Here is a 24,895-nt window from a genome sequence, read left to right as displayed (position 1 = left end):
AAAGCGCCATGCAGCAACCAGCTTGCGCCTGGCGTATCGACATTTTTGCCTTAATGCACCGGAGAATTTTCATGCTCAACCGTACCCTGGCATTGGCTGTCGGCGTGACGCTGTCTTTTTGCACCCTGTTGGCGCAGGCCGCCGACACCCTGAAAGTCAGCGCGATTCCCGATGAAGCCCCGACCGAACTGCTGCGCAAGTTCAAGCCGCTGGGCACCTACCTGGAACAACAATTGGGCATGAAGGTCGAGTTCGTGCCGGTGAGCGACTATCCGGCCGTGGTCGAGGCGTTGGCCACCGACCGGATCGATATGGCCTGGCTGGGCGGTTTCACGTTCGTGCAGGCTCGTCTTAAAACCGGCAATGCCATTCCGCTGGTACAGCGCGAACAGGACGCCCAGTTCACCAGCAAGTTCATCACCGCCGACCCAGCCGTGAAATCACTTGCCGATCTCAAGGGCAAGACCTTTGCCTTCGGCTCGGTGTCCTCCACGTCGGGCAGTCTTATGCCGCGCTATTTCATGCTGAAAGACGGCATCAAACCGGAAACGTACTTCAGTCGCGTGGGCTACTCTGGCGCCCATGACGCCACTGTCGCCTGGGTCCAGGCCGGCAAGGTGGACGCCGGGGTACTTAACGCCAGCGTATGGGAAAAACTGGTCGCCGCCGGCAAGGTCGACACCACCAAGGTCAGAGTGTTTGCAACCACCCCGGCCTACTACGACTACAACTGGACGGTGCGCGGGACTCTCGACCCAGCGCTGGCGGCCAAGATCAAGGCAGCCTTTCTGGCGCTCGATCCGGCGAATCCGAAGGACAAGGAGATTCTGGATCTGCAGGCCGCCAGCCGCTTCATCGAAACCAAACCCGAGAACTACAAGGGCATCGAGGAAGCCGCACGCGCCGCCGAACTGCTCAAATGACGTTGCATCTGACCCAGGTCAGCCTTACCCACGCCAACGGCGTCGAGGCGTTGCGTGGTGTGGACCTGCACATCGGTGGCAGCGAACAGGTCGCTATCATCGGTCCGTCCGGCGCGGGCAAGTCGAGTCTGCTCAACCTGCTGGCCACCGCCCTGCGACCGGACAACGGTGAGCTGCAGGTGTTCGGCGAGCGCGCCTGGCAGCTGTCTGCCCGTCAGCGTCAGCGTCTGCGCGCGCGCATCGGCCTGATCCATCAAGCACCCCCGCTGCCACCGCGCCAGCGCGTGGTCACCGCGGTTCTGGCTGGAAAGCTGGGTCAATGGGGTCTGGGCAAGAGCCTGCTGAACTTGCTGCATCCGGTGGATATTCCGGGCGCACGCGCGGCATTGGCCAGGCTCGACCTCAGCGACAAGTTGTTCGCGCAATGTCAGCAACTGTCCGGTGGGCAGCTACAGCGCGTGGGCATTGCCCGCGTGTTGTATCAAGCGCCCGAAGTGTTACTGGCCGATGAGCCGGTATCGGCCATGGACCCGGTGTTGGCCGAGCACACGCTTTCGGTGCTCTGTCGCCATGCCCGGCAGCACAATGTCACCCTGGTCGCCAGCCTGCATGCGGTGGAGCTGGCCCTGGCGCACTTTTCGCGCATCATCGGCTTGCGTGATGGACAGATCCTGTTCGACCTTGCGGCCAGCGAAGTCGACCGCGAGTTGCTCGACAAGCTCTACGCCAACGAACAACTGCAATCCCCACCGATTGCTCCGGCGCCCTTGAGTGTGCAGATTCCCCGATGCTGACCCGTGATACCCGAGATCCGGCCACCCGGCCCCGCCTGCTGCTCACCTTGCTGGCCCTTGCCCTGCTGTGGCCGGGCATCCGCTTCAGCGAGTTGGACCTCAGTGTGCTGGTGGCGAGTGACAGTCAGAGCGAGATGGGCCGGTTCGTCTCAGCCTTCTGGCCACCGGCCCATGGCGAGGAATTCATTGAGCTGTTAATGCAAGCCACCTTGCAGACCCTGGCTATCGCCACGGCCGGCATGGCCCTCGCGTTGCTGTTGGCCGTCCCCGCCAGCCTGCTGGCCAGTCGGGCTCTGTCGCTGTCTGCCGCCTCCCGTGCCGGCCACCCGGGCTATTGGGGCCAACTGCTGCGTTGGCCGGTACGCGGTTTACTGATCTTCCTGCGCAGCGTGCCGGAAATCGTCTGGGCGCTTTTGTTCGTCCGCGCCGTCGGCCTCGGTCCGACGGCCGGGGTGCTGGCCATCGCCATTACCTACAGCGGCATGTTGGGCAAGGTCTACGCGGAAATTTTCGAGTCGGTCGATCAACGCCCGGCCCACGCGCTGCTGCAGGCTGGCAGCGGCCGGCTCGCGGCCTTTTTCTACGGGATCCTGCCCAATGTCGCTGCGGAGCTGCTGTCGTACACGGTGTACCGCTGGGAGTGCGCAATCCGCGCCTCGGTGGTGATGGGCTTCGTCGGTGCCGGCGGTCTGGGCCAGCAAATGGATTTGTCGCTGCGCATGTTCGCCGGCGGTGAAGTGGCCAGTTTGTTACTGACGTTTCTTGTCCTAGTACTGCTCGCCGATCAACTCAGCCGCCTGCTGCGCTGGAGGCTGGCATGAATCGCCTGATCAACCTGGCGCTGCTCCTGTGCATCGGCGCCGCGGTGGTCGCCTCGTTCATCTACTTGGGCATCGACCTCGGCGAACTGGGTGGCAGCGGCAACCTGAAGCAGATGGGCGCTTATGCGCAGCGTTTTCTCAGCCCGGACCTGAGCGCAGGCCATCTGCAAGCCATCGGCCACGGCGCCCTGGAAACCATCGCCATGTCCGCCCTTGGCACCCTGCTCGCGGCGGTATTCGGCCTGCTGTTGGCATTGCCTGCGGCCGGGCGCTTCGGCTGGCCTTTGCAGAGCGCGTCGCGTCTGGTGCTCAACGCTTTGCGCGCGGTTCCGGAACTGGTGTGGGCTGCGCTGATGGTCCTGGCCGCCGGGCTCGGCCCCAATGCCGGCACCCTGGCCTTGGCCCTGCACACCACCGGCGTGCTCGGCCGGCTATTCGCCGAAGCGCTGGAAAACACCCCACCCGAACCGGCCGAAGCCATCCGCCTGCAGGGCAGCAATGCCATATGGGCGTTCTGTTACGGATCACTGCCCAACCTGTTGCCACAGCTACTGGCCTACATCCTGTACCGCTGGGAAAACAATATCCGCATGGCCAGTGTGCTCGGCTTTGTCGGCGCCGGTGGTTTGGGGCAAATGCTCTATGTCAGCCTCAGCCTGTTCCAGGAAGCTCAAGCCAGCACGGTCATTCTGGCCATGCTGTTGCTGGTATTTGCCGTCGACACATTGAGTAGCTGGAGCCGTCAACGCTGGGTCAAGGCCTGAAGGCTTCGCAGAACCGGATGACAAAGCGTTGATCCAGACTAAGCCAACGGTTGGTGACTGGTCACACAGTGGATACCGCCGCCACCGGCAGAGATCGCGTCGATGTTGAGCTGTACCACTTCACGGTCCGGGTAGAGTTGAGACAACAAATCAAAGGCTTTGGAGTCTGCCGCCCTGTCACCAAACTCGGGCGCAATGACCGCCCCGTTGATCACGAAATAGTTGATATAGCCAGCGGCAAAGTCCGGGTTGTTGCGGCTGAACTTGCTCTTTCGTGGGTTGAGTGGTGGCGACACGGTATGCACCTGCAGCTTGCGGCCATCGGCATCCGTGGCATTTTTAAGGATGTCCAGATGGGCACGCGTGACGCTGTAATCGTATGACTGAGGGTCGTTGTCGAGGTTGGCGATCACAACGCCTGGCTTGACGAAACGGGCGTAGAAATCAACATGGGCATCCGTGATGTCTTTGCCTTTGATCCCCGGCAACCAGATGATCTTGCGCAAGCCCAAGCGCGCTTTCAGCTCTTGCTCGATCTCGGCCTTGCTCCAATCGGGGTTGCGGTTGGCGTTGATCCAGCTGCTTTCGGTCATGATCCCCGTGCCGTGACCATCCACTTCGATACCACCGCCCTCGCCCACCAACTCGCTGCGCATATGTCCGGCTTCCACGGTGCTCGCAACCAAAGCGGCCAGTTGTGCATCCTCGCCATGCTGCTGTTTGTTGCCCCAGCCATTGAAGTTGAAATCCACGGCGCCGAGCCCGCCTTGCCCATTAATGACAAAGTTGGCGCCGATATCGCGCATCCAGATGTCGTCGAGTTCGCTGGCGACGTAGGTGATGTTAGCCGTGCCGCAGTGTTCTTCGGCCAGCTCCCGTTCACGCTCACGACAGAACACAGTCACCGGCTCATATCGCGCGAGGGTGCGAGCGATCAGACCAATAGCTGCTTGTACGTCGGGGGTGAAATCCTCCCAGATCGCTTCCTGTGCGCCAAAGGCGATGAAGGCCCGCTGATGCCTGTCGCCCTCATCCGGCATACGCCAACTGCCTGGGGTAGCCGCTTGCGTGCGCAGGGGTGTCAGGCCAAGCCCGATAGACGCTGCCACGCCCAAACCGGCGACCACCGATACTTGCTTGATGAACTCACGACGCGTCGACGTGTGTTGATCCCTGGAATATTTGTCTGAAGTCACTTCGCGGTGGCCGTCTTGAACTTGGTCCAGGTGCGCATGCGCGCCCGCATATCGGACTGGGGAATATCCTTGCCCGGAATCAGCCGCGCATAAGTGGCTTCATCGAGGTAAATATCCGGGTTGTTGCGCATGGTCGCATCGACGCTCGGACGCGCCTTGGCATTGGAGGTGGGGTAGCCGGTGAAGTTACTGATCGCAGCCATATTCTGCGGGCGCATGACGAAGTTGATGAAGGCATAGGCGTACTCTGGATGTCTGGCGTCGACCGGAATCGCCATGGCGTCCATCCACACCGTGGTGCCTTCACGGGGAATACGGTATTGGAACATCGCGTTCTTGCCGGCGGAATCCGCCGTCCGTTGCGCCTGCGTCATGTCCCCGCTGTAACCAAGCGACAGGCACAGGTTGCCGTTCACCAGGTCGGTGACCGGCTGCGACTGGAACTTGCGGATGTACGGCCGAAGTTTCAGCAGCAGATCACTCGCTGCGGCCAGGTCTTCAGGCTTGGCGCTGCGTGGCTCGCGGCCCAGATAATTGAGTACGACTGCCAGCACTTCGTCCGGCGAGTCGATCATCGAAATGCCGCAGTCGGCAAATCTGGCAGCCAGTTCCGGTTTGAACAACATGTCGAGGCTGTTGACCGGAGCATTCGGCAAACGCTGTTTAATCTGCTCGGCGTTGTAGGTCAGGCCGATGGTGCCCCAGGTGTAGGGGACGGTAGCCTGACGCGAATACTCGTAATGCGTTCGCAGCTTCTGCAAGCCGGGTTCGATGTCATCCAGGGCCGTGAGTTTGGACCGGTCCAGCGGTTGCAGGCTGCCGGCGCGCATCAAGCGTTCGGCGACGGTGTCACCCGGGAAGATCAGGTCATAACCGCTGCCGCCGGCGAGCATTTTGGCTTCCAGCGTCTCGCTGCCATCCATGACGTCGTAGATCACTTTGATCCCGGTTTCGGCGGTGAATTTGGCCAGCGTGTCCTCGGCAAAATAGTCGGCCCAGTTGTACAGCCTGAGGGTTTTCTCTTCCGCGTGCAGTGCCGGCAAGGCACAGCCCAGCGCCAGGCCCAAGGTGCCGCTCAATAGCTTTTTGATTGCGTGCATATCAAACCTCTTGAGTCTTCCAGCGTGCATGGGTGTGACGACCGTCCTGAGTCAACAGCGCGCCATACATGTCCGGACGGCGATCGCGATAAATGCCCCAGCTCAAGCGCTCTTCGGCCATGGCCGCCAGGTCCAGGCTGTGGACCAGCACGCCGGTGCTGTCGCAGTCGGCCTCGGCGAGCAACTTGCCCTTGTGATTGCAGATAAAGGACGAGCCGTAGAAGCTCATTTGCAGGGCAGGATCGGTGGTAGCCACCTCGCGACCAATTCGGTTGGCGGCCACCACCGGCAGCAGGTTGGCGGCGGCGTGCCCGCGCATGGTCATCTGCCAGTGGTCACGGGAATCCAGCGTCGCGCAGCCAGGCTCAGAACCGATGGCGGTGGGAAACAGCAAGACTTCCGCGCCCATCAATGCCAGGCAGCGTGCGGTCTCGGGGAACCACTGATCCCAGCAGATCCCTACACCCAGGCGCCCGAACGCCGTGTCCCAGACACGAAAACCGGTATCGCCGGGGCTGAAGTATTCCTTCTCCTGATAGCCGATGGCGTTGGGAATGTGGGTCTTGCGATACACACCCAGCAAGCGCCCATCGGCATCGGCCACGCTCAAGGAATTGAAGTAGGCATTGCCGGCCTTCTCGAACCAGCTCAGCGGCAGCACCACGCCCAACTCTTTGGCCAATGCGGCAAAGCGCTTGAGCACAGGGCTGTATCGATATTCTTCGGCCAGCGCCAAGTGCTTGTAGCTTTGCTCGATGCAGAAATACGGCGTGGCAAACAGCTCTTGCAACAGGATGACCTGGGCGCCTTTGGCCGCGGTCTCGCGCACCAATTGCTCAGCCTGATCGAGGTTGTGTTGCAGGTCCCAGCTGCAGGGCATCTGGGTGGTAGCGATGGTCAGAAGCGTCATGGCATCAGCCCTCCACCGGCCAGGCAGGCTGTTGCTGGGTGATGCAATGCACACCGCCACCGCCATGGGCCAGGTGATTGATTCGTACCGGCACCACTTCGCGCCCGGGGAACGCCTGAGCCAACACGGCGGCCGCCACGTTGTCGGCATCAATGCCGTAGGCCGGCATGATGATGGCGTTATTGGCGATGTAGAAATTGGTGTAGGAGGCGCAGAACACTTCAGCGTCCGTGTCCACGGCTTCGGTGGCTTCATACAATTCGATCAGCTCGAACTGTCGGCCTTGGGCATCGGTGGCCAGTTCAAGAGCACGTCGGTTCTCGCGGGCCACTTCGGCATACACCGAGTGCTGGTCGTGGGTGGCGTCCACCAGCAACACGCCAGGGCGGGCGAACGCGCACACGCCATCGACGTGGCCATCGGTCACGTCGCCGGTCACATAGTCCGGATCCCCCGGCAGCCAGATCGTCTTCTTCACACCCAGCAGTCGCGTGAAGATGTCCTCCATCTCCGCCTTGTTCATGCCCGGGTTGCGATTGGGGTTGAGCAACACCGACTCGGTGGTGATCAACGTGCCCTCGCCGTCCACATGGATGGCCCCGCCTTCATTGCTCAGCGCGGTACCAAAACACTCCACGCCCAAGTGATTGAGTGCGCGACGCGCCAGGCTTTCGTCCAGATCATGGGCCGACTTACCGCCCCACGCGTTGAAGCGCCAGCTCACCCCGGCCAGGCCGTGTTGCGGATGGCAGACGAAACTCGGACCGGAGTCCCGGCACCAACTGTCGTTCACCGCCAGCTCGATCAATTCGATGTTAGGCCCACATAACGCTTTGGCGCTGGCGATAGCAGAAGGGTCAACGACCAGTTTCACCGGTTCGAAACGGGCGATGGCGTTGGCGACGCGAGCGAAGTCCTCTTGCACCAGAGGCAATGTCACGCCCCAACCGGACTCCCAGAGTGCCGTGTTGTGCGGCCAGACCATCCAGGTGGCGGCGTGCCTGACCCACTCGGCCGGCATCATCCAACCACTGTTTCGAATTTCATTCTGCTGCATGACATGCTGCATGATAAAAAGCCCTTTTAGTTAAGCCATTGTGTTCAACAAAACTGCTTGGGTGGTTCTGGCATGCATGCTACGGCCGTAAAATCAGGCAAACAAACGATGGATTTTGCAGACAAATGATTAGAGGAACTTATCAATATGCTCAAACACTGGCCGCCACTCAGCACCCTTCGCGGCTTTGAAGCCGCCGCCCGGCTGGGCAGTTTCCACAAGGCGGCCGCCGAGTTGCACCTCACCCAATCGGCGATCAGTCAGCAGATTCGCAGCCTTGAGGCGTACCTGGAACAACCCTTGTTCTTTCGCAGTGGACGCAGCGTCAGCCTGACCGATGCCGGTCACGACCTGCTCAGCACCACCCAGGCAATGCTGCAACAACTGGCCGTCGGTATTCGCCGCCTGGGGCAGTACCAGAAACCCAACCAACTGGTCCTCAACACCACCCCGGCGTTCGCCCGTCACTGGTTGCTGCCACGCTTGGGGGATTTTCGCCGCGAGCATCCGGACGTTGACCTGTGGATTTTCAGTACCGATGAAGTCCCGGACATGACCACCCAGACCATCGACCTCGCCGTGCGCGATGACATCAGTTCCCAAGCCGAGTGCAGCTTCAAGGTGTTGCACGCCGACCGACTCTATCCGGCGTGTCACCCGAACCTGTTGGCGTTGCCACGGGAACAGCGCACCACCCTTCATGGCGAGCGGGAAATGGATTGGAGTCACTGGGCGGTGGAAGCTGGCATCGATGTGGGCCAGAAAGATCAGGGGCTGAATTTCTCCGACCCCGGCCTGCTGCTGGACGCCGCGTGCGCGGGGCTCGGTATCGCCCTGGTCAGCCAGTTATTGAGTCGGCAGGCGCGCGCCCAAGGATTGTTGCAACCCTTGGTGGAGCAAACCATTCGCGGCCCGAACTGGGCCATGCTGACCCATCGTGACAGTGAGAACAATGCGCTGGCGCGAAGCTTCAGTGAGTGGCTGCTGGGTAGCCTGGACTGAGTGAAGCCTCACGCTAGAGTTCGCGTAGCGCGTACTTTCGCGTATTTCGAAAGTCCGATCTTGATGCCAACCAGCATGGGGGCGGCGACGACAAAAAGCAGGGCGACAGCGATGAATGCTGTGTCGAAGGCAATCACCGTGGCCTGACCTGACACGACCCGGCCCAGGAGGCTCACCGCTGCCCGGCCGCCGGCCGCTGCATCCATCCCTTTCGCCGTTAGCATGGCTGTCGTGGTCGTCAACCGTTCGATGACCGCGGCCCCTCCCGGGGTGATATGGGCGCCGAGGACCATGGCATTGGCGAAGACGTTATGGTCGATCAGTGTCTGGAGTCCTGCGACGCCCATCAGACCGCCCAACTGGCGCCCCGTATTGAAGAGGCCTATTCCGCAGGCGAGGTTGCGGCTGTTGAGGTCGCTGAAAGCGATCAGCGTGATCGATAGAAACAGGAAGCCAAGGCCCAGACCGCGCAACAGGATGGCTGCCATCATGTCGTCCGTGCCGCTTTCGCTGGTCGAACCGGACAACATCCACATCGCAACCATGATCATCAGGATTCCAAAGGGCACTGTGGCGACCGGCGGAACACGGCGGACCTGCATGAGATAAGCCGATATGAGGAGTCCGCCGATAAACAACCCGCCACTGGGCAACAGGAGCAGGCCGGCATCGGTAGGCGTGAACGCGAGGACCGACAGGGCGAATGCCGAGATCAAAAACGCACTTCCGAACAAGGCAGCGCCGGCGACAAAACTGACGATAAAGGCGAAGGAAAAATCGCTCGATTTGAACAGGGTGAAGTCGAGCAGACCTTCACCTTTGGCCAACACTTGTTGGCCGAGAAATGCCAGCAGCGCGGCTATGCCGATCACGCTCAGCCAGACGATGCGAGGCTCTTCGAACCAGTCCCATCGGCTGCCCTGGCTGAGAACGTAAGTGAAGCAGAACAACGTGGCAGAGATCAGCGCGAAGCCGACCCAGTCAAACGGACGGTGCCGGGACTTGGCTGGCATCGGGCCGTCTGCGATCAGCAGAAATCCAGTCGCCGCCAGAGCCACCGGAACAACGCTGAAGAAAATCCAAGCCCAGGATTGGCTATCGATCAACCACCCTTGAAGGGCCGGGGCGAGCGTCGCGGACGCGACAACGGCGCCCATGGCAAACAGGGCTTGAAGGATGGGTTGGAGAGATCGCGCAAAGGCGCGAAATATGATCGCCTGCCCCCCGACCAGCAGGATGCCGCCAGCGAAGCCCTGAATAATTCGAAGCGCGATCAGCAGGTCCAGCCGAGCCGTAATGGCGGCAATGCCGCATGCCATGCCCATGACCAGGGTTGAGCCGATGATCACATGACGCGGATTAAAACGCGTCAGCAGCCAAGGCGCGGTCATGAACCCGATCAGCTTGAGCGCGGTGTAGCCGATATCCAGCCAGGCGAACTCATCAGGCGTTGCATAGGTGTCGCCGATGATGTCGCCGCGTCCGAGCGACAGAACGGTGCTGGCGATCGCCTCCGTCAGCGTGGCAAGCACGATGCCCACCATGAGCAAGACACCGGTCATAGCGCTGGTGTTGCTCCGCGTCGCGCTGGCATCTGCGTTCATGATCCCTCCCCGTGCGCAACCTCGACTCGCGCGGACAGGCCCGGCACGATGCGGCCCGGCAACGGGTTGTGGACAAGCCGGATCTTCACCGGAACGCGCTGCACGACACGCACAAAGTTGCCGGTCGCGTTGTCGGTGGGGAGCAAGCTGAACGCCGACCCGCTACCCGGTGCAAAGCTGTCGACCACGCCTTCAAGTGCCCCGTTGGGGTAGCCGTCGACCGTGATGTGCACGCGCTGACCGGGGCGGATTTGTTCGAGCTGGGTTTCCTTGAAATTCGCCACAACCCATACGTCGTTGACCGGCACGATATCGAGCAAGGCAACACCCGTCGTAACAAAGCGGCCAACGCGAACCTGACGGTTACCGACCACGCCATCAACCGGCGCGCGTACCACGGTGCTGTCGAGATCAATCTGGGCGAGATCTCGTGCGGCTTGCGCCTGCGTCACCGCAGCAACGGCAGCTTCGCGCTGCGCCACGAGGACGGTGATGCGTTGCTGTTGCGCCTCGACCGTTGCGGAAGCGCCGGATACCGTCGCCTCGGCTCTCAATCGTGCCGCATCGCTTTCATCGACGAGGGCTTGGCTGACCGCGTTGCTGAGAATGAGTTTGCGGCTGCGATCATGGGTTTTGTTCGCCAGATTCATCTCGGCCACGCCCGAGCGTCTCTGGGCTTCGGCCTGTCGAATCAGGGCACGCTGAAGCTGGGTTTCCGCATCGACATGGGTCAGGCGAGCCTGGGCAGCGCTGACATTGGCCACGGCTTGCGCCAGCCGTGCGCGATAGTCCCGATCATCGATACGGAACAGGACGTCACCGGCCCGGACGGCTTGATTGTCTTCGACCTGGACCGCAGTGACATAGCCGGCAACCTTTGCGGCGAGCGAGGTGACGTCGCCGCGCACATAAGCGTTATCGGTGGAGGTCGCACCGCTCAAAAGCGCCATAGCCCATCCGCCAGCCAGGACCACCACGGCACCGATGCACAGCAGGATGCCGATCTTCTTTCTCTTGCTTTGCCGTGCCACCACGACAGGGATCTCGGCGCTTGCGCCGGTGGCAATGGCGGCCTTGTCCTGAAGCGAATTCATGTTGTCATTTCCTGTTCAATGCCTGGGACTACAGCAGCCACGGGCGGCAGTGGTCTGCCGCCGGGCTGTCGTGCATTCATGAGCGCGTGACCGGCTCACTTTTTGATCGGTGTAACGAGCGGCGTTTCATCGGTGTCGAGGACGAACACGGCCAGCAGGCGTGCGGGTTGGGTGTCGCTGGCGTTGGCGCTGACTTCGTGCACGGAGCCCGGTTCCTCTACGAAGTTTTCGCCGACGTTGTAGATCTTTTCCGGCTCGCCTTTGACTTTGATGCGAAACGAGCCCTCCAGGACCGTTGCATAAATGAAGGCCGTTTTCGGATGGGTGTGGGCCGGCGACGCGGCGCCCGGCCCATACTCGACGACTACGCCCTTCATGCTCTTGCCAGGGATGTTGGGAATGGGACGGTCAAACACGACCGTCACCTTGCCGGCGGGCGGCTCAGCGGCCGACACTGCGCTGATCGAGAGCGCTGCGAAGGCAGCGGCTAATACGAATCGTGTAACCATGACATTGCTCCTTCGTGAGTGGGGAGGTGATGGCGCGAATCGTTACCCGGCCGCCGACTGACCGAGCCAGTCTTCGAAGCGGATAGTGCCCAGGCGCGAGTACTTGCCGGGGGTCAGCGATTGATCGTCGAGCAGGTCGCCGAAGTAGCGCGCGTGCACGTCCGGCACAACCTTGCGGTTGTCCTGAGTTGCGCGCAGAAAGCGCCTGACCAGTTCGTCGAGCGGCATGGCCTCGGGACCGGCGACTTCGACCGTGCCGTTGACCGGCGTTTCGAGCGTGACATCGGTTAACGCCGCCACCACGTCGTCGGACGCCATCGGCTGGATCAGCGCCGGCGACAGGTGAATCTCCTCGCCGACGGTGGCCGACTGCGCGATGCCGCCGACAAACTCGAAGAACTGCGTAGCACGCAGAATCGTGTAAGGCATGCCGGATGCCTTGATGAGGTTTTCCTGCGCGACCTTGGCCCGGAAATACCCGTTCTCGGGCAGCCGTTCGCTACCGACGACCGACAGGGCAACATGATGGCGAACACCGGCGGCAGCTTCCGCAGCCAGCAGGTTACGGCTCGACGTTTCGAAGAAATCGAGGACGGCCTGGTCTTCCCACGACGGCGCGTTCGCCACGTCGACGACAACCTCAGCGCCATCCATTGCTTGGGCCAGGCCCTCGCGGGTGATGCTGTTCACGCCCGTACTGGGCGAGGCGGCGAGCACGTCATGGCCGCGCTCGCGGAGGTTCTGCACAAGTTTCGATCCAATGAGGCCGGTGCCTCCGATGACGACGATCTTCATGGGTTCTCTCCATTTCTCGACGGCAACCATTGCTGTCGATGTGAAAAGAGAGTGCCCGCGCGCGCGAGGGAAGTCCTTGTGCCGGCCTTGAGTTTGTCTTCGGACAAGCTTGGTTTTTCGTCCAAAGAAGCCGCTTGCTGGACGGTGCAGCGAGTTACGCGCTGCCGTATTATCGGCACCACGTACCAATCGCCAGCTCGGACACGGAGTCGAGGGCGCTCGACCAGGGGATCCGCACCTTGCCATTTGTGTTTGAAGACTACGTGCTCGATCAGGAGCGCCGGGAACTGACCTTGCGCGGGCAAGTCGTGGCCGTCGGGCCACAGGCCTTCGATCTATTGCTGCAGCTCGTCAACAACCGCGATCGCGTCGTCAGCAAGGACGACCTGCTCAAGGCGGTGTGGAACGGCCGGATCGTCTCGGAATCGACGATCACCAGCCACATCAATGCGGTGCGCAAGGCCATCGGCGATACCGGCGAGGAACAGCGTCTGGTGCGCACGGTCGCCCGCAAGGGCTACCGCTTCGTAGGCGAGATCAAGGTCGCCGAGATCGACGGAGCACGACAGCCTGACGGGCCTGGCATCGGCGAAATCGCGCCCGTGGACCCGAAGCAAACACCTCCCTCCTCGCTCGTCCTCCCGGACAAACCCTCCATTACCGTCCTGCCCTTCCACAACCTGAGCGGCGACCCGGAGCAGGAGTATTTCGCCGACGGCATGGTCGAGGACATCATCGCCGCCCTGTCGCGTATCCGCTGGCTGTTCGTCATCGCACGCAATTCGAGCTTCACCTACAAGGGTCGCGCGGTGGACATCAAGGGCGTCGGCCAGGAGCTCGGCGTGCGCTACGTGCTGGAAGGCAGCGTGCGCAAGTCCGGAAACAAGGTACGCATCACCGGGCAGCTCATCGACGCAACAACCGGGACGCATATCTGGGCGGAGCGCTTCGAAGGCCTGCTCGACGACATCTTTGAACTGCAGGATCAAATCGCCGAAAGCGTCGTCGGCGCCATCTCGCCGCAGCTGGAACGGGCGGAAATCGAACGCGCCAAGCGCAAACCGACGGAAAGCCTGGACGCCTACGACTACTACCTGCGCGGAATGGCAAAACTGCACAGCGGCACCCGGGAAGCCATCGACGAGGCGCTGCCGTTGTTCTACAAGGCCATCGAGCTCGATCCGGAATTTGCATCGGCCTATGGCATGGCGGCCTGGTGTCACTTCTGGCGCAAGTTGAATGGCTGGATGGGCGATCGGACTCGAGAGATCGCCGAAGGCGTACGGCTTGCGCGGCTGGCGGTGACACTCGGCCGGGATGATGCGGTGGCACTGACGCGAGGCGGACATGCGCTTGCCCATCTCGCTGGCGATGTCGATGGCGGCATAGCCCTGCTCGACAGGGCACGCCTGCTCAATCCCAACCTCGCCCCCGCCTGGTACCTGGGCGGTATCCTGCGCGCACTGCGCGGTGAAACAGACGAAGCGATTGAGCATTTGAGCCATGCCGTTCGCTTGAGTCCGCTGGATCCGGAAATGTTCCGGATGCAGGTGGGAATGGCGCTCGCGTATTTCTTCGCCGGGCGCTTCGACGCCGCTTCGGCCTGGGCGGAGAAGGCGCTGGGGAACCTGCCCACCCTTCTGCCCTCGGTTGCCCTGATGGCAGCCAGTCATGCGCTCACCGGGCAAATGGACAAAGCGAAGCAGGCAATACAGCGCCTGCACGAGCTGGAACCCTCGTTGCGCGTCTCCAACCTGAAGGACTGGCTGCCCATCCAACGGCCCGAGGATCTATCGCGCTTCGCGGATGGACTGCGGCTGGCCGGTTTACCCGAGTGACCGCGGCCGATTGCAGCGTTAAAATCCGACGGTTTGGTTCACATTTTTGAGGATGACCACGGTATGTCCAGGCTCGACACCTCCCTGCAAGACACCGCCGCACCTGAAGGCGTTTGTTACGGCTGCGGCAGCAGTAATCCGCATGGGCTTCATATCAAGAGCTTCTGGCATGAGGACGGCGTGCATGTCATGGCCGAGCACCTGCCTGATGCCAAGTATTGCGGCTGGACGGATCTGGTTTACGGCGGGCTGATAGCGATGCTGGTTGATTGCCATTCAAACTGGACGGCGATGGCTTATCACTACCGTATGGAACACCGCGAAGTCGGGAGCCTCCCCCGCATCAATTGCGTCACTGGCAACCTTGGCATCAAGTTCATCAAACCGACACCGATGGGTGTACCGCTGACCTTGCGCGCGAAAGTCGAAGGTGAAGTCGGACGCAAAACTCGCGTCATCTGCGAGGTCTACGCGGGGGATGTGCTGACGGCTATTGGAGACTCCGTTTTTGTTCGCGTAGATACCGAGCAACTGGCAGCCGTTGCTCATAGTCGGTAGCAAGTCCGCCAGTCCGGGCTCCTTGATCATTTTTTACATCTCGACCTGAGTACCCAGCTCTATCACCCGATTCAACGGCAACTTGAAGTATTTCAGGTTGCTATTGGCGTTCTTGAGCAAAAATGCGAACAGGCTTTCTCGCCAACGGGCCATACCTATGCGTTTAGTCGGGATCACCGTCTCTCGGCTGAGGAAATAGGTCGTTCGCATCGGACTGAAATCCAGCTCAGCCAAGTGACAGAGACTCAACGCCAAGGGGACATCAGGTTCCTCGACAAAACCAAAATGCAGACTGACCCGGAAGAAGCCTTCACCATAGGCTTCAACCTCGAACCGCCGGTCAGCACTGACGCGAGGGCTGTCTTCAGACACCACGGTGAGCAATACCACTTGCTCATGCAATACCTGGTTATGCAGCAGGTTGTGCAGCAGCGCATGAGGAACAGCATCGGCCCTGGCCGTCAGAAACACCGCCGTGCCTTGTACGCGATGGGGAGGTTGCATACGGATGCTGCCGATGAATAGCGGTAGAGGAAGCGCGGTTTCATCCAGCCGCTCAACAACAATCTTCCTGCCCCGCTTCCAGGTCGTCATCAGAATGAACAGGCCGATGCCGGCAATCACCGGGAACGCACCGCCCTGAAAAATCTTTGGTGCGTTGGCCGCGAAATACAGACCGTCTACCAGCAAAAATCCGAGCAGCATCGGGATGGCCAACCAGCGCGGCGTTTTCCATAGGAGCAGGACGACAGCCGAGGACAAGATGGTGGTAATCAGCATGGTCCCCGTCACAGCGACGCCATAAGCTGCGGCCAAAGCACTGGACGACTCGAAACCAATCACCAACAGCACGACACCAACCATCAACGCCCAGTTAACCGTACCGATGTAGATCTGCCCCTGCTCCTGGCTGGAGGTATGCTGGATAAACATGCGAGGGACGTAACCCAGCTGGATGGCCTGGCGAGTCAGGGAGAAAGCACCGGAGATCACGGCTTGAGAAGCGATGATCGTGGCCAGTGTGGAGAGCGCGACCATCGGTAACAGTGCCCATTCAGGCGCGAGCAGATAAAACGGGTTGCGCACGCTCTCCGGGTTTCCCAGGATCAACGCGCCTTGGCCAAAATAATTGAGCACCAGACCGGGCAGCACGAGAATAAACCAGGCACGAGATATCGGCTTGCGTCCAAAGTGCCCCATGTCGGCATACAGCGCTTCAGCCCCGGTTAATGCCAACACGACGGCACCCAGAATCGCGACGCCCATACCCGGATGAACCACGAAAAACTGCACCGCCCAAGCAGGATTGAGTGCTTGCAGCACTTCGGGGCGCTGCAAAATACCGTAAATCCCAAGCGCACCTAACACCACAAACCACAGCACCATGACCGGACCAAACAGGATGCCAATTCGAGCCGTGCCATGTTTCTGTATCAAGAACAGCGCCACCAGCACAATCACTGACAAGGGCACAACCCAGTGCTCGATTCCGTCAAACGCTAGCTGAAGTCCCTCAACCGCAGAGAGCACCGAAATGGCCGGGGTGATCATGCTGTCCCCGTAAAAAAGCGCTGCACCGAACAGGCCGAGTAGTACCAGTACCTTGCTCATGTGCGGATAAGGTGCTGCCGCGCGTCGAGCTAACGCCGTCAACGCCATGATGCCGCCTTCGCCCTGGTTGTTGGCACGCAGGATGAACAGAACGTATTTGATCGAGACCACCCAGATCAGTGACCAAAAGATCAACGACAGAATGCCTAGCACTCCGTCGTGATTTACCTGGACTCCGTAGTGGCCGGAAAATACTTCTTTCAGCGTGTAGAGGGGGCTGGTGCCAATGTCCCCGTAAACCACTCCGACAGCGGCGACGAGCAAGCCCACTCCTGACGTTCTGGATTGGGAATCTGCATGTGCACTGGTCTCTGTTTCACTCAAGGGTCGCTTCTCTCAGATTGCGGGGGAGGAAGTGCATGCCATCCTTGGGCATTACGATTTGCCAGGGCCATTGGAAATGCTTGGCACATGGACGATCTAAAAAATCGCGGCCAGTATCGTTGCGGGTAAAAACACCTACCGTAAAGAAATCGTAAAAATTTGGGCGAGTAATGCCATATTTAACAAGCGGTTCAAATCGTCCGCTTCGGTCGGAACCATGTATTGGCCCCTTTAACCTAAACGTTGTGAATTTATGCGATGGGTCCAGGCTGTGTGAAAACGTTGTAGGGCTGATTTACGCTCAAAACCAGATCGAAACTCACTGCGCATTCTCACCGCTCAGCATCCTCAAAGAGCCACAGCAACTTTCCCGGCGCCGCCATGGAACGCACCAATAGCTTTAACGACCCCCACGACAATCAGTGTGATGCCCAGCGCTTCAGGCGCCGTGGGCCACCGGTAGTAGAACAGCAACCCCAGGCAGGTAGCGAAGACCATTTCCAGTGACAGCAACTGGCTGGCCAGTGTCATGGGAAGGCGCTGAGAGGCGATGGTCCAGGCCCATGCGCCGCCAATCGACGCAACGGCCGCCAGTACAAAAGCGGGAAAGTAGAGGTGGCTGAAAGCGCTTTGCCCGAAACCGAGCATGGGAGCGTTGAACACATCCATGGCCGTACCTACCGGGATGAACAGGAGCGTTTGCAGGCTGCCTCCAATCATCATGGCGGTCCAGACCCAGGCATTCATCCCGGGCCTTTTTATCAGTGCTTTTTGATTGGCCAGCCCAAACCAGACCCACAGTGCGACCGCCGCAAGTGACGCGCCGATCCCGAGCGCCAGCGAGGCGTTTTCAAGTCCAACCACCTCTGCCATTTATGCGCTCAGGGCGGCTGGCGATTATGTTCCGGCCGAACAAGCGATCCAGCGCTGCCTCCCGGCCACAATGTCCGCCTGCCGCCTCACTGAACATCCATTTCAATGTATCGGCCAGCAGCGGTAGCTCATCCAGGGACAGCACCAGACAATCGGGTAACGAAGCGGACAGCGGGTTATCGACCCCGCCCTCAAACTTCATTGACGCACACAAGAGTTGAGCCCCCTCGGGCTCACCCGCGAACAGTTGATGCCGACTTGGGCGTGGCAGAAAAATCAGACTGGGTTGGGTGAGCAGCAAGTCCTTGCGATCAGCCCCCTGCAAAGTGACGCTACCTGCCTGCAGCAGGTGAATATGCCCGCGCTGGTCAGCGCCATCGTATGACGCCATGCCGCAAAGATTGCCGTTGTAAAACAGGCTTACGCGCACGCCGAACTGCGACAACAACGTAGACAAGCGATCCATAGGCAATCTCCGGCACTTTCGAGCGTCACTGACAACACCCCGCCCCAACACGGCAAAAACACGAGGCCTTAATCTCCACATCCGCCCGGGCCATGGCCAGAGCAAGGCGCGTCTGGGCAGCTGCAGCTTCGGCATCCAGGCCCAGCCGTTTCAGACATTCCACATAGCCGTGCAGGCTCCACACATTGTCCAGATGCCAGGACGCACGGCTGAGGGTGTTGTCCAGTCCCAGATCGGCTCGATAGGCCTGAAACGCTTCTTCTACCCTGCCCTGCTCCAAAAGCAACGCGCCCAATGCATGCCTGACCGGTTGCATCCAACCCCATGGCTCGTCGTAAGGCAGGTTGTCGTCCAGAGACAGTGCCTGGCGCAAGTGGGCGAAGGCGTCGTCGTAATTGCCTTTACGGTACTCGATTTCCCCGCGCAGCATGCCTGCGGCAACCGCCAGAATGTCGGTGCATTTATTGTTGAAGAGGTAGCGTGTGTCCGGCACTCGGGTCCAGGCTTCGAGGAATAGTCGCTGTTCGGCTTCTGCGGCGGCGATATACCCGGTGGCCGCATGCGCCACGCCTCTGGCGTAATGCAGCATCGCCGTGGTCACGCAGTACAGCGCCTGGTCGTTCGGCAGCGATGTGGCGAGGATGTCCTGCCATTTGCCGAAGCGAATCTGCACGTGGACCTTCATCGACACGAAGCCTTCCAGCCAGTCAGCCATAGGCGGTTGCTCCACGCGCAGCAGTTCTTCCCTGATGCTCGACATCAGTTGATCGGCGGCTTCCAGGGCCGGTTGGTATTGCCCGAGGAACATCGCCGAATAGAGTTTGAAGTGGTAGTTGTGGCATCGATACAAGGTGTAGAAGTTGAGCGGCCCTTCCTGTTCCAGGTATTTGCCGTCGGCCAGAATCGCCCGGCTATTGGTGACCATGGCCCCACGGTAATCACCGCAGAGCACGTCAATGTGCGACGGCATATGGCGCAAATGTCCGGCGTCCGGCACCAGGTCACGCAAGACATCGCCGGCGCGCAATGCCCGTTCCGGGTAGGGCGACATTTCCAGGGTGTGGACGTACATGTGCAGCACGCCGGGGTGCGGCGCATCGCCGTGCTGCTCCATCCGCCGTAGCGCCCGTTCCAGCACGGCCACCGTTTCAAGCGTGTCGGCGCCCGGCGCCGGTTTACCGGTTTTCAGATCCCACAATTGCCAGGGTGTGCGGTCGATCAACGCTTCGGCAAACAGCGCAACGACATCGGGATCTTCGGGAAAGGCTGTGTAGACATCGCGCATGGACGCCGCATAGGCATCGTTCCAGGTGAAGAGTTGGTCGAGGCTGGTGGCCTGATCGGCCTGGTAGCGCTGCTCCAGCGCCCGGATCAGCGCCTGTTCCACCGGTGTTGCGCCGTCGATATGCGCCAGCGCGGTTTGCGTCGCCAGTCGGGCCTGGGCCACGGCCTCTTTCAACTCCTGTTCGATGAAGGCATCCCAACGCTTGTTGTAGTTGGGGCCCGAAGCGTAGGCGATGCCCCAGTAGGCCATCGCGCAATCGCGGTCGTGTTCGATCGCCTTTTGGAAACAGCGTATGGATTCGTCGTGGTTGTAGCCGTAGCACCACACCAAGCCACGATCGAACCAGCGCTGGGCCTGGGACGATTGGGTCGTCACCGGGCGGCTGTAGGTGCCCAAATCGTAATAGTCGTGCATCGATTTATCCTCTCGACCAGAGCAGGGAACCGCGCAGGAAATCCTTGCGGACCTGGAGAGCCTCGACAGTTCAAGAGGTCCAGCATACCCCTGCGGTTCTGGCTGAGCGGTACAGCCGACGACAGGAGGATCATTGCCGGCGTCGATAGTCACCATCAACTCAATGGAGTTCTCTTAAAAAATCCGCGGCGTAACATCAGCGCCATACCCAACAACTACACCCCGGAGCACACCATCATGAAACGCCAAATCCTCCTCAGCATCGCTTTCTCGGTTTTTGCAGTTAACGCTTTCGCCGCAGCCTCTGCTCACCCGGTTGTCGCTGAAGGCGGCTCGGATCGTCTGATTGAAAGTCGTGTGGCTGAGGGTGGTTCCGACCGCCTGATCGAAAACCGCGTCGCTGAAGGTGGCTCCGATCGTCTGATCGAGAAACGTGTCGCCGAAGGTGGTTCCGACCGCCTGATCGAAAACCGTGTGGCTGAAGGTGGCTCGGATCGTCTGATCGAAAACCGCGTCGCTGAAGGTGGTTCGGATCGTCTGATCGAAAACCGCGTTGCCGAAGGCGGCTCGGATCGTTTGATCGAAAACCGCGCGGCATAAATGAATAGCTTTACCGAAGCACTCAACGAAAAGCCCGGCCTGACAAGCCGGGCTTTTTCGTGCACAAAATAAATCGATCCCTGCTTAATGACTCCGCCGCACCTGTGATACATAACACCTGATTGTGAGTCCCGTACCCAATGAGGTTTGCCCATGCTCCACTCCCCACGCTTACCGCAACTGCTGACCTGCGTCGTCCTCGGCTTACTCGCCTGCAGCGCACAGGCCAGCGCGCCCTCCCCGGCGCCCGATAGCTTGCAACCGCTGCTGGTAACGTTGAACGAACGCCTGAGCATTGCTGATCTTGTGGCGCTGACCAAGTGGGACAGTGGCAAACCGATCCAGGACAGTGCCCGGGAAGCGCAAGTCATTGCCAACGCCAGGAAGCTGGCCGTTGAGCGCAAACTGGACCCGGATGAAATAGCCGAACTGATCGCCGCACAGATTGAAGCCAACAAGCTGGTGCAGTACGGGCTGGTGGCCCAATGGCGAGCGGCTGGCAAGGCGCCTGACACGCCGCGGCCAGACCTCGCCAATCAAATCCGGCCACAACTCGATGAGCTGCAAAACCGTCTGTTACAGCAATACGCCGCCTTCGCGCCCTACCGCAAAGACCCGCAATGCGCGGACTGGCTAGCCAAAGAACGATCCAGCCTGATCAAGGATGGCCTGCATGGTCAGGCACTGATCCGCGCCACCGGGGAACTGTGTGTCGCTGATCAGTGACAGAGTAGTTTTAAAGCGGTCTCTGAAAAGAAGCCCGGCCTGATCAACCGGGATTTTCTTTGTGAGCTACTTTTAGTGCACCCGCAGGGTCGCAAGTCAGCCTTGGCGGCACTATTGAATGTCACACGGCAAACCATCGGAGTTGAAATGTCTGAACTGAAACTGCATCCAAAAGCCGCAGAATCCCTGAACCAGTGGCACGACATGATCAGCAAGCGAGACTTGAGCGCCTTGCCCGGTTTGTTGGACCCACAGGCGATATTCCGTTCCCCGATGGCTCACACGCCTTACCCGGGTGCAGCCGTGGTATCGATGATTCTCAATACGGTCGTCGAGGTATTTGAGGACTTTGTCTACCACCGGGAACTGTCGACCGCAGACGGGCTGAACGTCGTCCTGGAGTTCAGCGCCAAAGTCGGCGAAAAAGAGTTAAAGGGCATCGACATGATCCGGTTCAACGAACAAGGGAAAATCGTTGAGTTTGAGGTGATGGTCCGTCCCTTGAGTGGCCTGCAAGCCTTGGGCGAGCAAATGGGACAACGCCTTGGCGCTTATCTGGCGGCCAGCAAAGCTTGAAGACGTTGCATCGTCTTGGGCGATGCCTCTGCTCCCGGCTTGGTGTTAAATAGAGCGCGTAAAGCAGCGCAACGAGAACACCGATGAATACCCATTTTGAGATTAGTGATGTCCCTGAGCCCAACATTCAGTGTGATGGAAACATTCATCGCGTCGCCCATCAGCAGACGGTGGTAACAGCATGATCGAGGTCACCGAAGTTTCCATTGCCGAACTGCGTGCTGCGCTCGAATCTGGCCGAACCACTGCGGTTGAGCTGGTCCAGGCCTATCTCGCCAGGATCGATGCCTACGACGGTCCCGACACGCCCACCGCCCTCAACGCGGTGGTGGTTCGAAACCCCGAGGCGCTGAACGAGGCGCAGGCGTCGGATGCCCGTCGGGCCAAGGGCGAGACGCTGGGTCCGCTCGATGGCATTCCCTATACGGCCAAGGACAGTTACCTGGTCAAGGGACTCACCGCTGCCTCGGGAAGTCCGGCCTTCGCGAACCTGATTGCTTATCGCGATGCGTTCACGATCGAACGGCTTCGCGCTGCTGGCGCGATCTGCATGGGCAAGACCAACATGCCGCCCATGGCAAACGGCGGCATGCAGCGCGGGGTCTACGGCCGTGCGGAAAGCCCGTACAACGCTGACTATCTCACCGCCCCCTTCGCCTCGGGTTCATCGAACGGCGCCGGTACGGCAACTGCCGCCAGCTTCGCGGCATTCGGTCTCGCGGAAGAAACCTGGTCGAGCGGACGCGGTCCTGCATCGAACAATGGTCTGTGTGCCTATACGCCTTCGCGCGGGGTGATCTCGGTTCGCGGCAACTGGCCGTTGACGCCGACGATGGACGTTGTCGTGCCGTTTGCCAGAACCATGGCCGACCTCCTTGAGGTCCTTGATGTGGTGGTGGCGGATGATCCCGACACCCGTGGCGATCTGTGGCGGATGCAGCCCTGGGTGCCGATTCCGAGTGTCGCTTCGGTGCGCCCCGCTTCCTATGCCGAATTGGCCGTGAACTCCGATGCACTGGCAGGAAAGCGCTTTGGTGTTCCGCGGATGTACATCAACGCCGATCCGGATGCGGGCACGAGCGATGCGCCTGGCATCGGTGGTCCGACGGGGCAGCGAATCATCACCCGCCCTTCCGTGATCGGGCTCTGGGAAGAGGCACGCAAAGCACTCGAAGCCGCTGGGGCCGAAGTCATCGAAGTCGATTTCCCGCTGGTCTCCAATTGCGAGGGTGATCGCCCGGGTGCGCCGACCGTATTTACGCGGGGCCTGGTATCCAAAGAGTTCCTGCATCATGAGTTGTGGGACCTGTCGGCCTGGGCGTTCGATGATTTTCTGCGGGCCAATGGCGATCCCAAGTTGAACCGCCTGGCCGATGTCGACGGACCGCTGATCTTCCCCCACGACCCGGGCACTCTCCCCAACCGGGAGGACGACCTGGCCGCAGGCATGGACGAATACGTGAAGATGGCCGAACGCGGCATTACACCGTGGGACCAGATCACCACCGTGCCTGACGGACTGCGCGGACTTGAGCAGACGCGTCGAATCGATCTTGAGGACTGGATGGATCGGCTGGGGCTCGATGCGGTGCTATTCCCGACGGTTGCCGACGTGGGTCCGGCGAATGCCGATGTCGATCCGAAGTCTGCGGATATCGCGTGGAGCAATGGCGTTTGGGTCGCCAACGGCAACCTCGCCATCCGGCACCTGGGCGTCCCCACAGTCACGGTGCCAATGGGCGTCATGCCGGACATCGGCATGCCCGTCGGGCTGACATTCGCCGGTCGTGCCTATGACGATTCGACGCTGCTGCGCCTGGCTTCGGCGTTCGAATCGATGGGGTCAAAACGAATGATCCCGCCTCGCACCCCACCCTTGCCGGTTGACCAACAATAGAAAGAGCGGGATTGCAGCTTTACACGCTCCAATCCCGTCCACTGGTTGAACGTCGCCGCGGAATTCAGCGCCAACGTCGACGGAAGAGCGTCAACGAGAGTTTTTCGGCGAAACGCGACGGCCATTCCATGGCACGCCTGGCGGGAAACTTGCGGGCGATGTCCACAAAGGGCGTGACGATCAGGCTATAGAGCGTCAGGTAACGGTCGTGATCCTGCTTGCCGGTGCCGAACTGAATAGGCTCGGGCGTCGAGTGTGTGACGTAGAGCGTACCGAACATCCAGTCCCAGAGTGACAGGTTGATACCGAAATTCTTGTTGAAGTGTCGGGGCGCGTCACTGTGGTGAATCTGGTGCTGTGCCGGGCTGTTCAGCACATGCTCGACCACGGGCCCGAAAGACAGCCAGACATGGCTGTGACGCAAATTGGCCGCCAAGGCATTGAGGATCAAGACCATATACGTCACACCGAACAAGGTGTACCGGCTGATCTCCCCGCCACAGGCGTACCAGAAGACCCCGGCAAAAGCGCCGAGAAAGACGGTGTCAGTCAGTTTTTCGACCATTTTTTCCACAAAGTGAATCCGGCTTGCCGTCGCTGGTACCAGGACGGGCGCGGAATGATGGACTTTGTGGAACGCCCATAGATACCGGGAATGAAAGGCGCGATGGCCCCAGTAATGGATGAAGTCTTGCACCAGAAACACGCCCATCCCGTAGAGCAAGGAAAGTGAGAGGTTCTCCCCCACCTGCACGCGCGCGCCCCAAAGATTGTTGAAAAACGAGATGTAGTCGCCGGAACGCAGGACGTACGGATCGACCAGGCCAACAATGGGCAGCACCAGCGCGACCTTCAGGATGGCCCGCACGAAGTAGTACCGGTAATCCAGCAACGCCGAGGGATGAAAATGAACCCGGTGCCCGCCGATGAACTGCCAGAAAGAACGTGCGTCGGTCAGCCCGCGATATTTTCTGAAGCGGTACAGGCTGTAGGCGATGCTGTAGGACACGCAGAGAAACACGATGCTGAAGCGGCCGTTCAGATCGAAAATGCCAAGGAACTGATCCGTGACTGGCTCGATCACCCAGTTGATCAGGTAGTCATACAGAAACGCGAGTACATCCATGAACGGCTGCCCCACCGTCAAAAGGGGGAATT

The 24,895-nt window shown here is 60.3% G+C and carries 23 protein-coding genes and 1 pseudogene; 11 read left to right on the top strand and 13 right to left on the bottom strand.

The features are described from left to right. Nucleotides 1-71: 71 nt before the first annotated feature. The 4 genes from ACMXYI_RS17875 to phnE are packed head-to-tail and all read left to right on the top strand — an operon-like array spanning nucleotide 72 to nucleotide 3,302. Nucleotides 72-923, top strand: a complete 852-nt coding sequence (locus tag ACMXYI_RS17875; protein WP_415768366.1) for a putative selenate ABC transporter substrate-binding protein — start codon at nucleotides 72-74, stop codon at nucleotides 921-923. Further along, the gene (locus ACMXYI_RS17870; protein WP_415768365.1) at nucleotides 920-1,717 is read left to right on the top strand and encodes a phosphonate ABC transporter ATP-binding protein; all 798 of its coding nucleotides are present in this window, start codon (nucleotides 920-922) and stop codon (nucleotides 1,715-1,717) included. Before ACMXYI_RS17875 ends, ACMXYI_RS17870 begins: the two co-directional genes overlap by 4 nt. Next, nucleotides 1,711-2,538 carry a PhnE/PtxC family ABC transporter permease gene (locus ACMXYI_RS17865; protein WP_415768364.1) on the top strand — a complete coding sequence of 276 codons (828 nt, stop codon included), beginning with the start codon at nucleotides 1,711-1,713 and terminating at the stop codon, nucleotides 2,536-2,538. The genes ACMXYI_RS17870 and ACMXYI_RS17865 overlap by 7 nt, the downstream gene beginning before the upstream one ends. Continuing rightward, nucleotides 2,535-3,302, top strand: coding sequence for a phosphonate ABC transporter, permease protein PhnE (gene phnE / locus ACMXYI_RS17860; protein WP_415768363.1), 768 nt, complete (start codon nucleotides 2,535-2,537; stop codon nucleotides 3,300-3,302). The genes ACMXYI_RS17865 and phnE overlap by 4 nt, the downstream gene beginning before the upstream one ends. 38 nt (nucleotides 3,303-3,340) lie before the next feature. Here phnE and ACMXYI_RS17855 read toward each other — a convergent pair whose 3' ends face one another. The 4 genes from ACMXYI_RS17855 to ACMXYI_RS17840 are packed head-to-tail and all read right to left on the bottom strand — an operon-like array spanning nucleotide 3,341 to nucleotide 7,565. Beyond that, nucleotides 3,341-4,498, bottom strand: a complete 1,158-nt coding sequence (locus tag ACMXYI_RS17855) for an agmatine deiminase family protein (protein WP_415768362.1) — start codon at nucleotides 4,496-4,498, stop codon at nucleotides 3,341-3,343. Then, on the bottom strand, nucleotides 4,495-5,598 hold the full coding sequence (locus ACMXYI_RS17850) for an extracellular solute-binding protein (protein WP_415768361.1): 1,104 nt from the start codon (nucleotides 5,596-5,598) through the stop codon (nucleotides 4,495-4,497). Before ACMXYI_RS17850 ends, ACMXYI_RS17855 begins: the two co-directional genes overlap by 4 nt. Nucleotide 5,599: 1 nt before the next feature. Beyond that, a complete protein-coding gene (gene aguB, locus ACMXYI_RS17845) occupies nucleotides 5,600-6,508 on the bottom strand; it encodes an N-carbamoylputrescine amidase (RefSeq protein WP_415768360.1) in 909 nt (302 codons plus the stop codon). A 4-nt stretch (nucleotides 6,509-6,512) separates the two neighbouring features. Then, a complete protein-coding gene (locus tag ACMXYI_RS17840) occupies nucleotides 6,513-7,565 on the bottom strand; it encodes an agmatine deiminase family protein (RefSeq protein WP_415768359.1) in 1,053 nt (350 codons plus the stop codon). A 147-nt stretch (nucleotides 7,566-7,712) separates the two neighbouring features. Between ACMXYI_RS17840 and ACMXYI_RS17835 the strand changes: the two genes are divergently transcribed. Continuing rightward, nucleotides 7,713-8,567, top strand: coding sequence for a LysR substrate-binding domain-containing protein (locus ACMXYI_RS17835; protein WP_415768358.1), 855 nt, complete (start codon nucleotides 7,713-7,715; stop codon nucleotides 8,565-8,567). Nucleotides 8,568-8,575: 8 nt separating this feature from the next. Here the strand turns inward: ACMXYI_RS17835 and ACMXYI_RS17830 are convergent, their stop codons facing one another. The 4 genes from ACMXYI_RS17830 to ACMXYI_RS17815 all read right to left on the bottom strand — a co-directional run bounded on the left by ACMXYI_RS17830 (nucleotide 8,576) and on the right by ACMXYI_RS17815 (nucleotide 12,569). Next, complete coding sequence (locus ACMXYI_RS17830; RefSeq protein ID WP_415768357.1) at nucleotides 8,576-10,171, bottom strand: MFS transporter; 1,596 nt, start codon at nucleotides 10,169-10,171, stop codon at nucleotides 8,576-8,578. Next, the gene (locus tag ACMXYI_RS17825; RefSeq protein ID WP_415768356.1) at nucleotides 10,168-11,265 is read right to left on the bottom strand and encodes an HlyD family secretion protein; all 1,098 of its coding nucleotides are present in this window, start codon (nucleotides 11,263-11,265) and stop codon (nucleotides 10,168-10,170) included. Before ACMXYI_RS17825 ends, ACMXYI_RS17830 begins: the two co-directional genes overlap by 4 nt. 95 nt (nucleotides 11,266-11,360) lie before the next feature. Beyond that, complete coding sequence (locus ACMXYI_RS17820; RefSeq protein WP_415768355.1) at nucleotides 11,361-11,774, bottom strand: cupin domain-containing protein; 414 nt, start codon at nucleotides 11,772-11,774, stop codon at nucleotides 11,361-11,363. Between the two features lie 42 nt (nucleotides 11,775-11,816). Further along, the gene (locus ACMXYI_RS17815) at nucleotides 11,817-12,569 is read right to left on the bottom strand and encodes an SDR family oxidoreductase (protein ID WP_415768354.1); all 753 of its coding nucleotides are present in this window, start codon (nucleotides 12,567-12,569) and stop codon (nucleotides 11,817-11,819) included. Between the two features lie 239 nt (nucleotides 12,570-12,808). On the opposite strand from ACMXYI_RS17815, the gene ACMXYI_RS17810 reads away from it, so the two are divergent. Both ACMXYI_RS17810 and ACMXYI_RS17805 read left to right on the top strand, forming a co-directional pair. Then, nucleotides 12,809-14,407 carry a winged helix-turn-helix domain-containing tetratricopeptide repeat protein gene (locus tag ACMXYI_RS17810; protein ID WP_415773910.1) on the top strand — a complete coding sequence of 533 codons (1,599 nt, stop codon included), beginning with the start codon at nucleotides 12,809-12,811 and terminating at the stop codon, nucleotides 14,405-14,407. Nucleotides 14,408-14,470: 63 nt separating this feature from the next. After that, the gene (locus ACMXYI_RS17805) at nucleotides 14,471-14,965 is read left to right on the top strand and encodes a PaaI family thioesterase (RefSeq protein ID WP_415768352.1); all 495 of its coding nucleotides are present in this window, start codon (nucleotides 14,471-14,473) and stop codon (nucleotides 14,963-14,965) included. Between the two features lie 33 nt (nucleotides 14,966-14,998). Here ACMXYI_RS17805 and ACMXYI_RS17800 read toward each other — a convergent pair whose 3' ends face one another. From ACMXYI_RS17800 to ACMXYI_RS17785, 4 genes and pseudogenes are all read right to left on the bottom strand, one after another. Then, entirely contained in the window at nucleotides 14,999-16,900 is a 1,902-nt protein-coding gene (locus tag ACMXYI_RS17800) for a potassium transporter Kup (protein ID WP_415768351.1), read from the bottom strand. Between the two features lie 348 nt (nucleotides 16,901-17,248). Continuing rightward, nucleotides 17,249-17,773, bottom strand: coding sequence for a hypothetical protein (locus ACMXYI_RS17795; protein WP_415768350.1), 525 nt, complete (start codon nucleotides 17,771-17,773; stop codon nucleotides 17,249-17,251). A gap of 22 nt (nucleotides 17,774-17,795) precedes the next feature. Next, nucleotides 17,796-18,239: pseudogene (locus ACMXYI_RS17790) on the bottom strand (cupin domain-containing protein); the annotation flags it as partial. Nucleotides 18,240-18,264: 25 nt separating this feature from the next. After that, entirely contained in the window at nucleotides 18,265-19,938 is a 1,674-nt protein-coding gene (locus ACMXYI_RS17785; protein ID WP_415768349.1) for a hypothetical protein, read from the bottom strand. A 237-nt stretch (nucleotides 19,939-20,175) separates the two neighbouring features. Between ACMXYI_RS17785 and ACMXYI_RS17780 the strand changes: the two genes are divergently transcribed. The 4 genes from ACMXYI_RS17780 (at nucleotide 20,176) to ACMXYI_RS17765 (ending at nucleotide 23,737) form a co-directional block, all read left to right on the top strand. Continuing rightward, entirely contained in the window at nucleotides 20,176-20,538 is a 363-nt protein-coding gene (locus tag ACMXYI_RS17780; RefSeq protein WP_415768348.1) for a hypothetical protein, read from the top strand. Between the two features lie 153 nt (nucleotides 20,539-20,691). Beyond that, nucleotides 20,692-21,264, top strand: a complete 573-nt coding sequence (locus ACMXYI_RS17775) for a chorismate mutase (protein ID WP_415768347.1) — start codon at nucleotides 20,692-20,694, stop codon at nucleotides 21,262-21,264. 147 nt (nucleotides 21,265-21,411) lie between these two features. Then, on the top strand, nucleotides 21,412-21,840 hold the full coding sequence (locus ACMXYI_RS17770; protein WP_415768346.1) for a nuclear transport factor 2 family protein: 429 nt from the start codon (nucleotides 21,412-21,414) through the stop codon (nucleotides 21,838-21,840). A gap of 181 nt (nucleotides 21,841-22,021) precedes the next feature. Further along, nucleotides 22,022-23,737, top strand: coding sequence for an amidase (locus ACMXYI_RS17765; RefSeq protein ID WP_415768345.1), 1,716 nt, complete (start codon nucleotides 22,022-22,024; stop codon nucleotides 23,735-23,737). 64 nt (nucleotides 23,738-23,801) lie between these two features. Here ACMXYI_RS17765 and ACMXYI_RS17760 read toward each other — a convergent pair whose 3' ends face one another. Next, on the bottom strand, nucleotides 23,802-24,863 hold the full coding sequence (locus tag ACMXYI_RS17760; protein WP_415768344.1) for a sterol desaturase family protein: 1,062 nt from the start codon (nucleotides 24,861-24,863) through the stop codon (nucleotides 23,802-23,804). Between the last annotated feature and the right edge of the window lie 32 nt (nucleotides 24,864-24,895).

It is taken from the genome of Pseudomonas lyxosi (genome assembly GCF_047758685.1).
In the GTDB taxonomy this organism is placed as follows: Bacteria; Pseudomonadota; Gammaproteobacteria; order Pseudomonadales; family Pseudomonadaceae; genus Aquipseudomonas; species Aquipseudomonas lyxosi.
This window is presented reverse-complemented; position numbering and strand designations above follow the sequence as displayed.

What these genes read in the sequence shown, in the direction of transcription:
- ACMXYI_RS17875 (WP_415768366.1), top strand. Translation starts at nt 72, where the DNA reads ATGCTCAACCGTACCCTGGCATTGGCTGTCGGCGTGACGCTGTCTTTT.
- ACMXYI_RS17870 (WP_415768365.1), top strand. Translation starts at nt 920, where the DNA reads ATGACGTTGCATCTGACCCAGGTCAGCCTTACCCACGCCAACGGCGTC.
- ACMXYI_RS17865 (WP_415768364.1), top strand. Translation starts at nt 1,711, where the DNA reads ATGCTGACCCGTGATACCCGAGATCCGGCCACCCGGCCCCGCCTGCTG.
- phnE (WP_415768363.1), top strand. Translation starts at nt 2,535, where the DNA reads ATGAATCGCCTGATCAACCTGGCGCTGCTCCTGTGCATCGGCGCCGCG.
- ACMXYI_RS17850 (WP_415768361.1), bottom strand. Translation starts at nt 5,598, where the DNA reads ATGCACGCAATCAAAAAGCTATTGAGCGGCACCTTGGGCCTGGCGCTG.
- aguB (WP_415768360.1), bottom strand. Translation starts at nt 6,508, where the DNA reads ATGACGCTTCTGACCATCGCTACCACCCAGATGCCCTGCAGCTGGGAC.
- ACMXYI_RS17840 (WP_415768359.1), bottom strand. Translation starts at nt 7,565, where the DNA reads ATGCAGCAGAATGAAATTCGAAACAGTGGTTGGATGATGCCGGCCGAG.
- ACMXYI_RS17835 (WP_415768358.1), top strand. Translation starts at nt 7,713, where the DNA reads ATGCTCAAACACTGGCCGCCACTCAGCACCCTTCGCGGCTTTGAAGCC.
- ACMXYI_RS17830 (WP_415768357.1), bottom strand. Translation starts at nt 10,171, where the DNA reads ATGAACGCAGATGCCAGCGCGACGCGGAGCAACACCAGCGCTATGACC.
- ACMXYI_RS17825 (WP_415768356.1), bottom strand. Translation starts at nt 11,265, where the DNA reads ATGAATTCGCTTCAGGACAAGGCCGCCATTGCCACCGGCGCAAGCGCC.
- ACMXYI_RS17820 (WP_415768355.1), bottom strand. Translation starts at nt 11,774, where the DNA reads ATGGTTACACGATTCGTATTAGCCGCTGCCTTCGCAGCGCTCTCGATC.
- ACMXYI_RS17815 (WP_415768354.1), bottom strand. Translation starts at nt 12,569, where the DNA reads ATGAAGATCGTCGTCATCGGAGGCACCGGCCTCATTGGATCGAAACTT.
- ACMXYI_RS17805 (WP_415768352.1), top strand. Translation starts at nt 14,471, where the DNA reads ATGTCCAGGCTCGACACCTCCCTGCAAGACACCGCCGCACCTGAAGGC.
- ACMXYI_RS17795 (WP_415768350.1), bottom strand. Translation starts at nt 17,773, where the DNA reads ATGGCAGAGGTGGTTGGACTTGAAAACGCCTCGCTGGCGCTCGGGATC.
- ACMXYI_RS17785 (WP_415768349.1), bottom strand. Translation starts at nt 19,938, where the DNA reads ATGCACGACTATTACGATTTGGGCACCTACAGCCGCCCGGTGACGACC.
- ACMXYI_RS17780 (WP_415768348.1), top strand. Translation starts at nt 20,176, where the DNA reads ATGAAACGCCAAATCCTCCTCAGCATCGCTTTCTCGGTTTTTGCAGTT.
- ACMXYI_RS17775 (WP_415768347.1), top strand. Translation starts at nt 20,692, where the DNA reads ATGCTCCACTCCCCACGCTTACCGCAACTGCTGACCTGCGTCGTCCTC.
- ACMXYI_RS17770 (WP_415768346.1), top strand. Translation starts at nt 21,412, where the DNA reads ATGTCTGAACTGAAACTGCATCCAAAAGCCGCAGAATCCCTGAACCAG.
- ACMXYI_RS17765 (WP_415768345.1), top strand. Translation starts at nt 22,022, where the DNA reads ATGATCGAGGTCACCGAAGTTTCCATTGCCGAACTGCGTGCTGCGCTC.
- ACMXYI_RS17760 (WP_415768344.1), bottom strand. Translation starts at nt 24,863, where the DNA reads ATGGATGTACTCGCGTTTCTGTATGACTACCTGATCAACTGGGTGATC.